The following is a 14,660-nucleotide window of genomic DNA, read 5'->3' on the forward strand; positions in this document are numbered from 1 at the left end:
TTGGTGCCGTTCCGGACGAGCGAGGCTGAGTTTATTGCCGCATGGAAGGAATCGGATCTATGTTGGCTTTCAAAGCATCCAACGGCGGGCCACTATTTTGTCTTGAACCACCGTCGCTCAAGGTTGGTCGCCATGGCCTTGGCGCGCGAACTTTTCCCACCTGACCTTCATGAAATGTGCTACCGCGCCGCGGCCGGAAGCTCTCTAGCAGACGCAATGTGCGGGGCCTGTGAGGCCGCCTTCAACATGAGCCCGTTGATGTTTGCGCGGTTATCAGTTGCGATGAGGTTTGAGGGATTCATCGAGGCACTTCACGACTGGGCGCAACTTATGCCATTCGGTCGAGTTTTCGAAGCCACTTCAGCGCTTAGAGATGTAGTCAGGGAGATGGAGCCGCGCGGAGTTCCTCAAGCGGGATTTTGGCTGCATGCAAGCCAAGAAGGTTTTGGCGACGTTTCCAAGTACATGCAGCAGCTGGAGAACGAGCGGCGGCTGTTTGCCCAAGCATTGAGTAAGCGGGAATCGCGTGGCACAAAAAGGCCTGCCGCTCAGTTTAAGGGGGACATTGGTTTGGGGTGGGTCCCGATGTCATTTTGGACTCATACGGCAGCTGAAATCCTAGAATTCCTTGATCCGCGGGCGACGCGCGCTGTCGAGAAAGCGCAAAGGATTCGGAACGATATATCGCTCCTGAAGCTCTCGGCTTCTCACCGACCAAACTTATACCCTCTGCTAGTGTCCGAAGCAGAAAAATTCGTGGGGAGGGGGCGTTGTTGAGTGGTTGAAATTCAGTGAGATCAGTAATGTCCCTAGGGGACAGTAGTGTGATCGCTTCGACTCGCACCATTTCGCGATCCAGCGCTTTGTCGCGTCGTATGACGCTTCCAACTATTCCTGAGACGGGCCGGATCGAGGTCGCGCTTTTGACGCGGACCGATCTGGCGAAAGCTCTTAATTGCTCACTTCGGAAGATTGACGGGTTACAGGCTGCCGGGATGCCCTGCATTCTCATAGGCCGCTCCCGGCGCTTTTTATTGGACGAGGTCATTTCCTGGTTGCGCCGGAAGGGGGGTGCCAGGTGAGCAAGCCGCTGAATCTCGGAAGAAAATTTGCCCCAAAAGGACGTCAAATCCTAGGCACCTCATCTCCCCGGGAATTAAATCGGGGGACCCGTTTTGAACTTCAATCGTCCGGAGGCTGTCCCCTTCGATGAAGTACCCTGCTGTCATCAGCGCAACATTGGATGATGCCGGGCTCAGCGCCGCGGAGTTCCGCGTGATGTGCGCCGTCTCCCGTCGTGCCGGCGATGAGGCGAATGGCCGTGGTTGCGATGCTTCACTGGCTGCGTTGTCTCGAACTTGTCGTCTGGATGAAAAGACCGTGCGGCGTGCCCTCAAGATCTTGGCAAAAGGGGGCTGGGTGGAGGTCCAAGAAAGGCCGGGTAGAACTGCCTCTTACCGCCCCCGCTTTCCACACCCCTACCAAATGGCCCCAGGGGTAGATGATCGTGAAGGCCTCCCCAACGGCACCCCTGGTGCCAAACGGCACCCCTCCCCAAAGACTCCAGGGGCGGGCTCCCAAACGGCACCAGGGGACCCCTCCCCAATGGCACCAGACGAAGGGAAACCAGAAGGGAAACCACCAAGGGAAAAGCGGCCCGCTCCTGCGGAGCGTCTTCTTGTCGAGTTTCCCTTGGAACTTTCAGGCACAGCCTTCGCTTCCGCTTGGAAGGACTGGGAAATCCACAAACGGGAGATCCGGTCCAAGCTCACACCTAAATCCGCCAAGCTTCAGCTTTCTCGGCTCGCCGCGTGGGGTGAGAGCCGAGCGGTTGCGGCCATCCAACACTCCATCGCGCAGGGATGGAAAGGCGTCTACGAGGCCAAGGAAGCGGCCCTGCCTGCGCCCGCCGCCACTACCGCGGGAACGGGTGGTTGGAAGACACCGGACCCGAAATTTTTTGGCACGCAATGAGTCCAACCCTCTTAATCCCTCACGCTCCAATGATTGAAAAGGCTGTGCTTTCTGTCCTCCTGCGGGAGTGGGAACGCATAGACGGAGCGCCCGACCTGAAAGTGGATCACTTCCACTTGCCTGGGCACCGGCTGCTCTTTGGCTTCCTGCAGGAGCAGGCGAGGAAGGGAATCGTGCAAGACCTGACCTCGCTGGTGGAGATTCTGCACTCTGCTGGACAACTTGAGGCGATCGGCGGGCCCGCGGCTGTAATGGAGATCTACACATACGCTCCGACCGGCGCGTACTTCGGAGGGCACCTCGCGATTCTGCGGGACAAACTCGCGCGCCGCCAAGCGCTCGCAGTGGCAGGGGAGATCGAGCGACTGGTAGTCGAGGCGGAGACCGCGCAAGAGATCATTGAGGCGACCTCCGCGCCGATCACCGAGATTCACGACACGCTTGCGGCCAGTCGCCCGGCTCCTACCACGAGGAGCGTGCTTGAGGCATGCATCAATCGCTTCGAATCGCTGGTGAAGGGCGATGCCTCACCTATGGGGATCAAGACCAGCCTGCCAATTTTCAACAACATGTTCGGCGGACTGCACGGCAAGCAGGCAATCGTCATTTCAGCTTACCCCTCCGACGGCAAAACCACGCTTGCGGGACAGCTTGCCATGGATGCAGCGCTGGAAGAGGCTGGCACGCTCATTTGCTCGTTGGAAATGCCGGCAGAAGCAATGATGAACCGGCTCCTTGCCTATGTGGCGCGGCTTCCCGGAGACGCGATTACAGACCCTCTTCGTTACGCCAGGGAACACTTCAGCGCGTGCCACCCTACCAAAGAGACCTTGGGACGCATCGGGCAGGCGGCAAAGAGAATCGCAGGTCTTCCTTTCGCGGTCGAGGACATGACTGGCGCGAATGTCTACCAGCTCGCCGCGACAATTCGTCGCCACCACCGGCGGTTCCCCTTGCGGGTGGTGGCGGTGGACTTTGCCCAGCGGATCCGGCCAGTGCCGGAGCTTCGGAGGGAAAGCCGTGAGCAGCAGCTCGCCCACGCGTCCAACCACCTCGCGGACCTCTGCAAAGAGCTTGGCTTCACGCTGCTCCTGCCATCGCAGCTCAACAAGGAAGGCGCGGCCAAGCATGCCGAGGCGATCAACGAGGACGCGGACCTGCATCTTCGGATCAAAACAGAGGTCAAAGACGGCGGTGTCCAGCGGGAGCACGTCGGGCTTGCTGTGATCAAGGATCGTCACCACGGTCACAACGGCACGATTTTGCCGGTCGTGTTTGATGCCCCGATGCTTCGATTTGTCCCCAAACCCTAACGAGGCAACTTCATTGGCTTACCTCTACCTTCGAATGGATCTCACGTTGAAGTGGATGGGGAGCGATCTACTTCTCGCAGGTTTGCTCACATCCCAATAGGCGGAGGAACCGGGGTGGATCTCGCGACCAAGGGGCGAACCGCGGGGGCCTTGGCCACAAGCCGGAGGTAGATTGTGAATGCATCACGTTCGTCGATCTTCATATCCTCCGCAGCCTCGAATCGCTGGGAGCTATGACCGGTAAGGCCTGTTCCTCCAGCCTCATCATTCAGGGGAGCAGCGTATAAGGCGTCCATTTCGGGGACGAAGGTGACGGAGACGAGTCCGATCGCCTCGTTCTTCACGATGCCAGCCTGGCCTGCTTCCACGGTGCCCGCCTTGAAGAAGGTGAACCGGCCGGTGTCATGCGAGGGCCGTTCCAGGACGATGTGAGACCGCTGATCGATGCGGAAGGTGCCGACAGGATTGCCCTCGATTTCAATTCTCGCGTTGCACCGCCGTGAACTTTTGTTTTCGAGGCGAATGGAATAGGGCGTCCCGTGTTCCATTCGGACGTAGCCTCCCTCGACCTCCTTGCCTTCAGGAATAGCTACGGCGTAATCCTTGTGTCTCATGATTTTGTCTGGTTTAGGGTCTGGGGTGGCGGGTTCTGGCTTTGATTCCTTGAGAAGCTTGGAGGGCAGGAAAAGGGCTATCAGGTACGGGAATCCGGTCAGTCCGGCGGCCCCCATCAGGCATGCGGCCCAAGCGGGAAAGTTTGCATCCTTGAGCCTCCGCCCGAGGGATCGGAGAATCCACCAGGCATTGTAGATCCACGCGATAAGCCCCGCTAACGCAAAGACGGCCCCGCCTGCTTGCATCGCGACCGTTGCCACCACCCCGAGAAGGAAGGCTCCCGCGCACTTGCTTAGTAGATCAAGGCGGCCAATGGGATGCCCATTTCTCCAACCGAGAAAAACGACGGTGGCTGGAATGGCACACGCAACGACAACAGCGGCAAGATCCTGTAGCATGACTCGGGGCAATTCGAGGCCGATTGCCCGTTCCAGGTGGCCCGGGAGTTCAGAAGTCATGACAGCATGACCGCACGGGCCTTTTAGAGCCCCGAATACACGAGGCTCCTTGGACATGCGCCGGTGCCTCCCGGACCATTTGTCCGGTTGGCTGTCATGGGTTCTGACGCCCAGCCCACGCTGTTGCGGGCGCACCGTTTCAACCACATTGGCACGAGAGGTTCAAGTGAACTCTGCTAGGCTTTGCCCTCCGCCAATCTTTTGCATTCCGGATCAATGTTGGCTTGGCGTAGCCGGTGTGCGTGGGATCTTCTGCTGGACGAAGAGGTTCGCGAGGCGGGTCTCGGCCCTCGCCATCTCCTGACGGGTTTGCTTGGCTTCCGTTCGTGATTCCAGAGTCCCACACGCTTTCTTTTCTTTTTGGCTTCCGTGAATTAAGTGCCAAGGGGTCAGACGGAGAGGGACCTATCAGATATTATGTCGTAACGATGGAGAAGTCTGCAGTTGAGGCAGATATGGCAGCACCTGGAAGCCTCCTGCGGCTTCACTTCTGGTATTGCCCTGCCGATGCAAGCGACGCGGACCGGCAAGCTGAGATGCTCGCAGCGTGCCTCATCCGGCTGCTCATGCTCTATCGATTTCCTCTCATGAATCGCATGGCGGACGAAACTCTCCCGGCCTGCAAAACGCTGCATTTGAAACCTGGATGCTTTCGGGGAAGCATTCCAATTTGGGAGTTTCCTCACGCATCCATTTGGGTGATCAATTACACCGGGCAATTGCAAGTAAATGACTTTTGAAAATCGGCTCCTCGCAAGAAGGCGCTATGCGAGGTCAATGGAAGTCGTGGATTCCCGTTGCGTGGGCGGCTTCCGGGTTTGACAATGGCTCGATCGCGGTGAGGCAGAGGGTGGTTTGGTCGCCTTCCCCGATCTGAATTCTCCCGGAGGCAAGGAGAAAGGACTCCGCTGCAATGAGGAGGCGATAGGCGGTCTCGTCTTCGAGGCTAATGAAGCAGTGACCCTTTGCTGTCCCATGGCGCTGGCGGCAGATTACCATGCCTGCGATCTGGATGGGAAAGTCGTGCGGGAGATTGACGAGATCGATCGCGCGGGGAAGGCGCGGCTCGGGGTAGCGTTCGCGCCAGATGCGCATGGGGTGCGGGCCGGCGGATGCGCTCTGGGTAGCGTAGTTGGCGCGGAGGGAGCTCGGGGAGGAGGTCTGCCGAGGCGCCCGATGGGAGCAGATCGGTGACGGGTACCGGAACTTTCCTTAGAGCGTTGACCCGCTTTCTACCGCTGTCTGAGGTCCTCATCAAGGACGAGGGATCGTTCCTTGTGGTAGACCCTTGACCTTCGCGGTTTTGAGGAACGGTGCTCGGCTCATTGCGAATGAGGCTCCCGGCTACATCATGCCAGGTCATGTCTCCCCGCTTCAAAGCTCCTAGCACCGTCCGTATTACCTCCGGAACGAACGAGGGTGCGGTAGGGGCGATAGACGGCGTGGTAATGAGTGGCGGCGTCTGGCTCTACCTTGTGAAGCTCGGCGGGGCCACCTTGTGGGTGGAGGAGGATCGCTTGGAGCACGTGACCGGCGTGTATGGGCCGCGGAAAATCGATTTACATCGCTAGTGCTGTTGCATGCCCCCACGGTGGAGGGGATGAAGCACTTTTTTGCGGCCCTCAATGACCTCCTCGACACAATCACTCCGATCGATCAGGTCGAAAACCTGAAGACTTTCGCCGCAATCGACTCGATCACGAGAACGATCGAGCAAAGCGTGGACATCGCCGCCCACTCGGTCGAGAAGCTACGGAAATTCCGCTGGGAAGCGCTCTACGCGATTGTTCCGGGCGAGAGCACCAAGCACCTGCCACAGTCCCATTACATCGCCGAGGCGCGGTTTGCCCTCCGGCAGGCAGCGGAAGAAATGGAGAAGGACAACTAGGCCCGTCGGCCGACCAGCGCCCATGGATTCCGTAGAGGGCGGGGGGGCCGGAGCGCGTTCACAGGCCTAACGAAAAATTTTTCGTGGCCTTCTTGACGTCTGCGAAATTTGGATATTTTTTCCGCTCGTGGGCCCTTCCTGGAGGGCTTCGCAGGATGAACCGGCTCGCACGCGAACCGGCGGGGCGAGCGGGCCGGAGGATAGATCTACCCGCCTCATCCATACTGAAGAAACATGAATGCGATCATTCGTTGGAACCCGATCCGGGATCTGGCCGATGTGCATGGGAGTCTCTCCAGCATTCTCGGTCGTTCCACCCGGAACCATGTGAGCAGCCAAGGCGAAATCAGTCCCGCGCCCGACTGGGTGCCGGTGGTCGACATCGCCGAAAACGAGAGCGGCTACCTGCTGAAAATCGAGATCCCCGGAGTGCGGGAGGATGACGTCTCGGTGAAGATCGACGACCGGCTCCTCACCGTCACCGGAGAGCGCAAGCCTGAGGCTGGAGAGGGTGTTCGCCATCTGCTGATGGAGCGCGCCTCCGGAACCTTTGCGCGGGCTTTTAAGCTCGCTGACAGCGTCGATCCGGAAAGCGTCGAGGCACGTTTCCGAAACGGCGTGTTGGAGATCCACGTGGCGAAGCTCGAGGCCACCAAGCCCCGCGTGATCCAGATCAAGTCGGAATAACTTCCAAGGCAAAGGGGAGGGGTCTTTCGCTATGGCTGGGGTAAGACTCCTCCCCACTTCTCCCGTTATTATGGAACCTGACAACGTACTTCGTCAGAGGGCGATCGATATGACGATTTCCCAGTTCGATTTTGGCAAAGTCCAAAAGGCCGCCGCTACCTTCTCGATGAGGTGGGATCAGCGTCCCGGCGTCCGCGAACCTCTGTCCGTCGAACAGATAAAGGACATCGCTAGGGAACTTCTGGAAAAGGCGTGGGACGACGACCTCGCCCCGAATTGCGAGTATTGCCACGGCGGCCTTAGGGCCACCCGCACGGACGGTGTCCTAGCACTGCAGTTCGTCTTGGAGGAATCCTTCTTCGTCGCGGCAATCGATGCAGAGGCTGCCTGACAAAGGTGGCTGTTCCTTTAACAAACCGAAATTCGACTATGGCTAACCAAAAACATGCACCGCTATCCGCCCTCAAGGAAGCGATCCGTGGTTTTCGCGTGATCCGCTTTACCTGCGATGGGGAAAAGTATGTCGTGGAGCCCAGCGAACTGGGCCGCTCTGAACGTGGATCCATGCAGCTTTCCGGCTGGGTTCGAGAAGGCCCCCATGCCTCCGGACTGTGGATGGATTTCCACTATTGGAAGATCCGCGAGCTGGAGATTCAGGACGAAAGCTTCAGTCCTCCGCCGCAAGCCGCGCCCGTGCCCTTCTTAGTGGCACGAGGACGTTAGCCATGCGAGGCCGCCTTCACTGGCGGCCTTTTCCATGTGCTACCGATACCCCTTTTTCCCGGTGTAGGAGTTCCGGTTGCCTTGCGACGTGAAGTTGTTCCGGGTCGAGTTGTCGGCTTGGGTCCTGTAGTAGCCGCCTACGCTTGCGCCGTCCGGCGGTCGTCACATCCTTTTGACCCTCCCGCTACTCTCCGTCCGCGGGTCGGAGGTTCTCGAAAGTCGCGGGACTCAACGGGGGCTTTGCCTCCGACTCACACGTCTCGACCTCGGCGCTTGAGTGGTCGACCGATCGATCGCCGATCTCCGATGGGGGACCGTCCGGGCTCCGACCATTCTCAGCGGCTTTGATCCACGACGCCGGCATCCAAATCTCGTTCCCAGCTACGAGGACTAAATACACGTGATCGCCGTTCAAAAGGGCATCGTCGATCACCACGCCGTGTTCCCCTAGTAATGAGCCGTCTACGATACTGACGCTGCCGTGCAGCTTGGGGGAGGTTTCTTTCAACTGCGCAGTATTATCACCCTTTTCCTTACAACCAAGATGTTCCGCATCGCCGGAGCGGAACGGAGAGGCAGGCCTCAAGCTCTCGTCCCGTCGGCTATCAAGTTTTATTGATATTCGGGCGGCGTTTTGGTTTATTGGGGATGCTCTGTTCTCACCCTACTCCACTCCATGTCCTAATGGACGACCCATTCCAGCTCGCGGCTGATTTGTTGAATCTAAAACCCGGCGCCCCTTTGTCGCCTTCATTGACCTTTCGAGAGTTCGAGCGGGAACTCAGCGAATGGCGTGCTGGTGTCTTCCGTGCTCTCGCGCTCAGGGAGAAGTCCAACAGCATCTCCGTCCGCCAACCTTTCCCTTTGATGTCTCAAGAGGTTTCGGCTCCGTAACTTGGTGGACCGGGGGGATCCGAGGTCGGGGGACTTTACAGGTCCGGGATCGCGTTCGACGCTTCCCAGCCGAGCGTACTTTTTGCGGTGCCCGAGCTTTTCATTCCTCCCCCCGCTTTGACAGGATGCCTGCGTGAAGCTCGCCCTTCACCATCAGCTTTTGGTCGGCCATCTTGGAGATGACCTTCATTTGATGGGCTTAGGGCGGTCGCCCGGGAAGCCACTGTATCTCGGTTCCGCCGCAATGGTGCCCACAGTGCATTGCCCACGGTTGCTTGACTATTTGCAGTCATCGAAATGCTTGACCCGTGAAAATCCCCTAGGGGCGGGCTAATTGCGCGAAGCGGAATTTTGGCTCAACAGCTGCAAAGGATCACGCGCTCCTGCCAGTCGCCGCTTACTTCCTCCCCTGGAGATGCGGCGGGCCTGATGCTTCTCCCCCCAGAACATCAGGCCCGCCGCCAACCCCTGCGCGACGAATTGGATTTCTAGGATGCCCAAGGCATGGGGTGCGGCCGGTCGGGCTTACCGGTCGCGCTCTTGTTTTTATGATGAGACCTACTGCCGCCCTCCATCCCCGCCCTGGAAGTCCCCCACCGCTTCCTTTGGCCCCCTCAATCGCCGCGATCACTGCGGCTAGGTCGAAGCGGATTAGGCGACGAATTCGGATCACCGGAATGCCGCCAGACTTTGCCCAGTCGCTTACGGTGTGAACGCTTAAAGACCATTCCCCCCCGCCCAGCGCCAAGCGGATCCGGACCTGAGGCCATGCCTGACCCTACCCAGCGGCGTCATCGTTAGCCGAAGGGCGAGATTTTCCAAGACCGGGAAGGTCCCAAACGATCAAGCGATGCCCGGCAGGCACCTAAGTTCAATGGAAGTCGTGGCTTCCTGTGGCATGCGAGGTCTCTCGGTGGGGCAATGGCTCGATGGAGGTCACATAAACGGTGGCTTGGTCGCCTTCGCCGATCTGGATCCGGCCGGAGGCGAGGAGGAAGGATTCGGCCGTGATGACGAGGCGGTGGGCGTTGAAGGTCTTCTTCGGAACGAAGAGATTGGCGATGCCGGTTTCGTCCTCCAAGCTGATGAAGCAGTGGCCCTTGGCGGTGCCTGGGCGCTGGCGGCAAATGACCATGCCGGCGATCTGGATGGGAAAGCCGTGCGGAAGATTGACGAGATCGATCGCGCGGGGAAGGCGCGGCTCGGGGTGGCGTTCGCGCCAGATGCGCATGGGGTGCGGGCCGGCGGACGCGCCTTGGGTGGCGTAGTCGGCGGCGAGACGCTCAGGGAGAAGCATGGCGGGCAGGACGTCCGCTGAGGAGGTCGAAGGGAGGAGATCCCGGTAGAGCGGTAGCTCGACTTGCCACATGCCGTCGCGACGGTGAGTGACGGAGGGGAGATCATTGAGGGCCCCGGCTTTGGCGAGGAGGCGCCGTTCCTTCTGGTTCGGCTGACAGCGCTCCAGGAAGTCTGGCAAGGAGGCGAAGGGGCGGTGGGCGCGCTCGGCGGCGATGCGGGAGGCCGTATAGCGGGTGAGACCTTTGATCCGGAGCAGGCCGAGGCGGATCTCGCGATCGGTGACTACGGCGGTCGACTCGTCGCTGTGAGCGACGGAGACCGGGAGGAAGCGGAGGCCGCGGCGCTTGCCGTCCTGGATGAGGGAATTGACCGAGTAGAAGCCCATCGGCTGGTTGTTGAGGAGCCCGGTGTAGAACTCGGCGGCGTGGTGCACTTTGAGCCAACAGGAGGCGTAGGCGATCAGTGCAAAGGAAATGGCGTGACTCTCCGGGAAGCCGTAGAGGGCGAAGGCGCCGATGCTTTGGATGATCTTTTCCTGAGCCGTCTGATCGACACCACGTGCGGCCATGCCGGAGCGCAGCTTGTCGACCACACGGCCCATCTTCTCCTGCGAACGTTTCGAGCCCATCGCGCGGCGGAGCTCGTCCGCCTCGGCACCGGAGAAGCCGGCCACCTCCATCGAAATGCGGAGGATTTGTTCCTGGAAGAGTATCACGCCGAGGGTGCGCTCGAGGATCGGCTTGCAGAGCGGGTGGATGTGATCGACCGGCTCGTGGCCTTGCCGGCGATTCAGATAGGGGTGGCGCATCTCGCCGACGATGGGACCGGGCCGGATGATGGCGACCTCCACGGCGACATCGTAGAAGCAGCGCGGCTTGAGGATCGGGAGGGTGGCCATCTGCGCCCGGCTCTCGACCTGGAAGGTGCCGACGGTATCGGCGCGGCACATGAGGTCGTAGACGGCGGTGTCGTCGTGCGGGATCTTGGCGAGGTCGATTGCCTTGCCACGGCGGCTGCAGATGGCGATGGCATCCTCCATCGCGGCGAGCATGCCGAGGCCAAGCAAATCGATCTTCACGATTCCGAGGTCCTCGCAATCGTCCTTGTCCCATTGGACGACATTCCGGCCTGGCATCGTGGCGCGCTCCAAGGGGACGACGAGATCGAGGCCACGGTCACAAACGATCATCCCCCCGGAGTGCTGGCCGAGGTGACGGGGCATGCCGAGGACCGCCTGGTAAAGGTGAACGAGCGGCTTGAGACGCGGGTGCGAAGGCGGGATGAGTCTCTCGATGCTTTCGGCGAAGGAGACCTCGCCCTTTTCCTTGCGAATCTCAGCTTCCCCTTCGCCACGGAATTCGCCCCCCGACTGGCTAAAGCGGTCCGCGATGGACGGAGGGAAGCCGAGGACCTTGCTCATCTCGCGGAAGGCAGACTTGGGACGATAGGTGATGACGTTGGCGGTCATCGCGGCGCCGCGTTCGCCATACTTGCGGAAGACGTGCTGGATGACCTCCTCGCGGTGGTCCCCGGAGGGGAAGTCGATATCGATGTCCGGCCAACTATTGCGGTTCTCGCTGAGAAAGCGTTCGAAGAGCAGGCCACTGGCAACGGGATCGAAAGCGGTGATGCCCAGGCAGAAGCAGACGGCGCTATTTGCGGCTGAACCGCGCCCTTGGCAGAGGATGCCACGGCCGCGGGCGAACTCGATGATCTCGCGGACGATCAGGAAGTAGCCGGCGAAGCCAAGGCGACCGATTAGGGCGAGTTCGTGTTCGAGCTGGCTTTTGACCTTGGATGGGACCAGCCGCGGGGCGTAGCGGCGGGTGGCACCTTCAAAAGTGAAGCGGCGGAGCTGGTTCTGCTGCTCCGCGAGGGAGAGAGGATTGCCGCGGGGATCTGGAAAGTCGGGGAAGCGGTAGCCGAGGTTTTCCAAGCCGAAGCCGATCCGATCAAGCAAGCGGCGGCCGTTGTCGATAGCGACGGGGAGGTCGCGGAAAAGATCCACCATTGCGGCCGGCGGCTTGAGGTGCCGCTCGCCGTTGGGTTCGAGCAGCAGGCCGGCGGCATCGAGGGAGGTGTGGTGGCGGAGGCAGGTGAAGGCATCGGCAAGGAGCCGGTCACGTGGCGTCGCGTGGTGCGGGGCATTGCTAGCGAGGAGTGGAAGGCGAAGGTGGGTGGCAAGGTCGATGAGGCCACGATTGAGCTTGGCGTCGTCCCGGAGCCCGTGCCGGTGGATCTCCACATAGACGTTGCTGGGGCCGTAGGTGGCCACCAGCGCCTCCGCGGCGGCGAGGGCCTGTGGCCGGTCGTCCCGGATCAGGTGACGCAGCAGGGGGCCTTCCCGATCGCCAGTCAGGGCGATCAGGTCTCCAGTACGGACGAGATCACCGGCGGTCCCGTGGAGGTGAAAGTCCGTCAGGTGGCGGCTGAGGATTTGGTAGCCACGGCAGGTGGCGCAGAGGACCGGGAGGTGGGAGCCGTCGGGCAGTGTGAGCGTGGTGCCGACCAAGGCGCGTATGCCGCACTCACGGGCGGCGGCGTGGGCCCTGGCCGAGCCGTAAAAGCCGCCGTGATCGGTAATGGCGATCGCCGGGTAGCCCAGACTGGCGGCGCGATGGATCATCGTCTCCGGCTGGCTGGATCCGCGCAGGAAGGAGAAGGCGGAAACAGCGTGAAATTCTGAAAATTCAGGGCGGCTCGGGTGCACGGCGGATCACCCTGCCTCAGAATTTTAAAATGTTCAAGTGAACACTATCGATGGACCCGGAATCATATTGGGATTGTTCAGCCTCAAGGGCAGAGAGAGGGTCGCGGCATGTCGTGGGAAGAGGATCTGAAACGGGTAGAAGGATTTGCGGATCTCGGGATGTGGCAAGAGGCTTGGGAGGTGCTGGAGAATCTCTCGGAGGAGGACAGCAACCGGCGCGAGTTCATGAGGGCCGGAATCAAAGTCGCGGCCATGGCGGGGCATGGCGAGGTCGCGCATGCGATCGCACAGGACCTCAGGAACGGCGATGACCCGGACCGATACCAAGCGGCGTGCTGGTACCAGGCCCTCGCCGCTGAACAGGTAAAGCACGGGCAGATCGAAGTGGCGAAGCAGTTGCTGCAGGAGGCTCTTTTGATCCGTCCGGAGCAAAGGGAGATGTTCCCGGAGGAGCCGATGTTGAACGGCCTGTACTAAGCCGGGAGTCTTCGATCGAGGACGCACTTTGCATCCTCTCCAGAGCTGCCAAGCTCCGACCCATGACCCCACCCGTGCTCTACCTCTTCGCCGGCAGCAACGGCGCGGGGAAAACCACCTTCGCGCGGTCCTATCTCACGCCGCTTCCCGGGCCGCCGCGCTTCCTGAATGCGGATGAGATGGCAAGGGGCCTTTCCCCTTTCGATCCGACTTCCGTGGCGCGGAAGGCGGGCAAGCTCTTGCTGGCTGAGATCGCTGAATGCATCGCCGCCCGGCGTTCCTTCGGCCTGGAGAGCACGCTGAGCGGCCGCTTGCAGCTCGGGGTGATCGAACGCGCCAAGGCCTGCGGCTATCAGGTGGAGATCCACTATCTCTGGATCCCCGCCCCGGAACTCGGGATACGCCGGATCGCCCAGCGAGTGCTGAAGGGCGGTCACCACGTGCCGGATGCCGATGTGATCCGGCGCTACCAGCGCAGCCAGGACAACTTCGTGAAGCTCTACGCGCCGCTCGCCGATGCCTGGGTGCTGTGGGACAACACCCTCAGCCCGCCGACATTGCTATTGGAGTCGCCCGGCGCTAGCTTGAACCTGCTCAAGGCCCGCTTGATCCCATGAAATCGGTCGATCCACGCCCGTCTCCCTCACAGGAGACATTGCTCCTGGCCGTCACCCCGGGCCAGCGTGGCTTGCTCGCGGCGCTGGCGATGGCCAAGGCGCTGGAGGAGGAGCAGAAGCGCTGGGGGTTGCCGTTGCTTACTTGGAAGGACGGCAAGGTTGTAGAGGTGGAGCCGTGAGATGTCGGCTTCGTTACCTGCCTAGCATGATTGCAAACCCAATACCAACGGCGCTTTCCTCGATGCGGAGGCATGGCGTCCAGTGCCTGCTGATGGGTGGGCAGGCCTGCGTGTTCTACGGAGGGGCGCAGTTTAGCCGGGACATCGACCTAGCCATCCTTGCCAACGATGAAAACGTCGGGCGGCTCAAGGCTGCCTTGAATGAACTCCATGCCGAGGTGGTCGACGTCCCGGATTTCGAAGTTGCTCATCTTCATCGTGGGCATGCGATTCATTTCCGCTGCCAGCACCCCGATGCTATGGGGCTGCGGGTTGACGTCATTTCGTCCATGCGCGGTGTAGGACCATTCCCGGATCTCTGGGAGAGACGTACGACTATCGAGGCTCCGGACGGCACCACCTTCAACTTGCTCAGCGTTCCGGATCTCGTCCAATCCACGAAGACCCAGAGGGACAAGGACTGGCCGATCATCCGCCGCTTGGTGGAAGCCCATTATTTCGAGAATTCAGCCGAACCGGCCGAGCAGCAGGTCCGATTCTGGCTACAGCAACTGCGGACTTCAGCGCTTCTGATTGAGTGTGCCATAAGATGGGAAGAGGTATGCCGCCAAGAAGTCGCCACGCGACCGTTGCTCATGCACGCATCGGCCCAAGACGATGCTGCTCTCGGTTCTGCCTTCCTCGCTGAAGAGCAGGAAGAACGCGTTCGCGACAAGGAGTATTGGCTGCCGCTTCGACAAGAATTGGAGGCGCTGCGAAGGTAGCGCTAGATCTCTGTCTCCCCTGGGCCTTTTGGAAAAAGCCGCTGCGGGCTGGCTGGCCAATT

The 14,660-nt window shown here is 60.5% G+C and carries 14 protein-coding genes; 11 read left to right on the top strand and 3 right to left on the bottom strand.

The window, feature by feature from the left end:
* Positions 1-2,003: 2,003 nt before the first annotated feature.
* On the top strand, positions 2,004-3,287 hold the full coding sequence (locus tag BV071_RS19490) for a DnaB-like helicase C-terminal domain-containing protein (RefSeq protein ID WP_035610907.1): 1,284 nt from the start codon (positions 2,004-2,006) through the stop codon (positions 3,285-3,287).
* Between the two features lie 86 nt (positions 3,288-3,373).
* Here BV071_RS19490 and BV071_RS33290 read toward each other — a convergent pair whose 3' ends face one another.
* A complete protein-coding gene (locus tag BV071_RS33290; RefSeq protein WP_265594640.1) occupies positions 3,374-4,360 on the bottom strand; it encodes a hypothetical protein in 987 nt (328 codons plus the stop codon).
* Between the two features lie 326 nt (positions 4,361-4,686).
* On the opposite strand from BV071_RS33290, the gene BV071_RS19500 reads away from it, so the two are divergent.
* Positions 4,687-5,100, top strand: coding sequence for a hypothetical protein (locus tag BV071_RS19500; protein ID WP_265594641.1), 414 nt, complete (start codon positions 4,687-4,689; stop codon positions 5,098-5,100).
* A gap of 34 nt (positions 5,101-5,134) precedes the next feature.
* Here BV071_RS19500 and BV071_RS33295 read toward each other — a convergent pair whose 3' ends face one another.
* Positions 5,135-5,455: a hypothetical protein gene (locus tag BV071_RS33295; protein ID WP_052573627.1), complete on the bottom strand. Its 321-nt coding sequence runs from the start codon at positions 5,453-5,455 to the stop codon at positions 5,135-5,137.
* Positions 5,456-5,721: 266 nt separating this feature from the next.
* Between BV071_RS33295 and BV071_RS19510 the strand changes: the two genes are divergently transcribed.
* The 5 genes from BV071_RS19510 (at position 5,722) to BV071_RS19530 (ending at position 7,658) form a co-directional block, all read left to right on the top strand.
* On the top strand, positions 5,722-5,931 hold the full coding sequence (locus tag BV071_RS19510; protein ID WP_035610911.1) for a hypothetical protein: 210 nt from the start codon (positions 5,722-5,724) through the stop codon (positions 5,929-5,931).
* A 29-nt stretch (positions 5,932-5,960) separates the two neighbouring features.
* Positions 5,961-6,248: a hypothetical protein gene (locus tag BV071_RS19515; RefSeq protein ID WP_265594642.1), complete on the top strand. Its 288-nt coding sequence runs from the start codon at positions 5,961-5,963 to the stop codon at positions 6,246-6,248.
* A 234-nt stretch (positions 6,249-6,482) separates the two neighbouring features.
* Positions 6,483-6,935, top strand: coding sequence for an Hsp20/alpha crystallin family protein (locus BV071_RS19520; protein ID WP_035610915.1), 453 nt, complete (start codon positions 6,483-6,485; stop codon positions 6,933-6,935).
* A gap of 70 nt (positions 6,936-7,005) precedes the next feature.
* The gene (locus BV071_RS19525; RefSeq protein WP_265594643.1) at positions 7,006-7,326 is read left to right on the top strand and encodes a hypothetical protein; all 321 of its coding nucleotides are present in this window, start codon (positions 7,006-7,008) and stop codon (positions 7,324-7,326) included.
* Positions 7,327-7,364: 38 nt separating this feature from the next.
* A complete protein-coding gene (locus tag BV071_RS19530) occupies positions 7,365-7,658 on the top strand; it encodes a hypothetical protein (RefSeq protein ID WP_035610920.1) in 294 nt (97 codons plus the stop codon).
* A 1,765-nt stretch (positions 7,659-9,423) separates the two neighbouring features.
* On the opposite strand, the gene BV071_RS19545 is transcribed toward BV071_RS19530, so the two are convergent.
* Positions 9,424-12,561: an error-prone DNA polymerase gene (locus BV071_RS19545; protein ID WP_035610926.1), complete on the bottom strand. Its 3,138-nt coding sequence runs from the start codon at positions 12,559-12,561 to the stop codon at positions 9,424-9,426.
* 108 nt (positions 12,562-12,669) lie between these two features.
* On the opposite strand from BV071_RS19545, the gene BV071_RS19550 reads away from it, so the two are divergent.
* The 4 genes from BV071_RS19550 to BV071_RS19560 all read left to right on the top strand — a co-directional run bounded on the left by BV071_RS19550 (position 12,670) and on the right by BV071_RS19560 (position 14,598).
* Positions 12,670-13,038: a hypothetical protein gene (locus BV071_RS19550; protein ID WP_035610929.1), complete on the top strand. Its 369-nt coding sequence runs from the start codon at positions 12,670-12,672 to the stop codon at positions 13,036-13,038.
* Between the two features lie 62 nt (positions 13,039-13,100).
* Positions 13,101-13,655 carry an AAA family ATPase gene (locus tag BV071_RS19555; RefSeq protein WP_035610931.1) on the top strand — a complete coding sequence of 185 codons (555 nt, stop codon included), beginning with the start codon at positions 13,101-13,103 and terminating at the stop codon, positions 13,653-13,655.
* Positions 13,652-13,834: a hypothetical protein gene (locus BV071_RS35550; protein WP_265594644.1), complete on the top strand. Its 183-nt coding sequence runs from the start codon at positions 13,652-13,654 to the stop codon at positions 13,832-13,834. The genes BV071_RS19555 and BV071_RS35550 overlap by 4 nt, the downstream gene beginning before the upstream one ends.
* Before the next feature lie 26 nt (positions 13,835-13,860).
* Complete coding sequence (locus BV071_RS19560) at positions 13,861-14,598, top strand: hypothetical protein (protein WP_265594645.1); 738 nt, start codon at positions 13,861-13,863, stop codon at positions 14,596-14,598.
* Positions 14,599-14,660: the final 62 nt, after the last annotated feature.

It is taken from the genome of Haloferula sp. BvORR071 (assembly GCF_000739615.1).
Lineage (GTDB): Bacteria > Verrucomicrobiota > Verrucomicrobiia > Verrucomicrobiales > Akkermansiaceae > Haloferula.

Bases quoted from the DNA above. Each gene is read 5' to 3' on its own strand.
- BV071_RS19560 (WP_265594645.1), top strand. From the start codon at position 13,861: ATGATTGCAAACCCAATACCAACGGCGCTTTCCTCGATGCGGAGGCAT.
- BV071_RS35550 (WP_265594644.1), top strand. From the start codon at position 13,652: ATGAAATCGGTCGATCCACGCCCGTCTCCCTCACAGGAGACATTGCTC.
- BV071_RS19510 (WP_035610911.1), top strand. From the start codon at position 5,722: ATGTCTCCCCGCTTCAAAGCTCCTAGCACCGTCCGTATTACCTCCGGA.
- BV071_RS19525 (WP_265594643.1), top strand. From the start codon at position 7,006: ATGGAACCTGACAACGTACTTCGTCAGAGGGCGATCGATATGACGATT.
- BV071_RS19550 (WP_035610929.1), top strand. From the start codon at position 12,670: ATGTCGTGGGAAGAGGATCTGAAACGGGTAGAAGGATTTGCGGATCTC.
- BV071_RS19515 (WP_265594642.1), top strand. From the start codon at position 5,961: ATGAAGCACTTTTTTGCGGCCCTCAATGACCTCCTCGACACAATCACT.
- BV071_RS33295 (WP_052573627.1), bottom strand. From the start codon at position 5,455: ATGCGCATCTGGCGCGAACGCTACCCCGAGCCGCGCCTTCCCCGCGCG.
- BV071_RS19555 (WP_035610931.1), top strand. From the start codon at position 13,101: ATGACCCCACCCGTGCTCTACCTCTTCGCCGGCAGCAACGGCGCGGGG.
- BV071_RS19490 (WP_035610907.1), top strand. From the start codon at position 2,004: ATGATTGAAAAGGCTGTGCTTTCTGTCCTCCTGCGGGAGTGGGAACGC.
- BV071_RS19520 (WP_035610915.1), top strand. From the start codon at position 6,483: ATGAATGCGATCATTCGTTGGAACCCGATCCGGGATCTGGCCGATGTG.
- BV071_RS33290 (WP_265594640.1), bottom strand. From the start codon at position 4,360: ATGACTTCTGAACTCCCGGGCCACCTGGAACGGGCAATCGGCCTCGAA.
- BV071_RS19530 (WP_035610920.1), top strand. From the start codon at position 7,365: ATGGCTAACCAAAAACATGCACCGCTATCCGCCCTCAAGGAAGCGATC.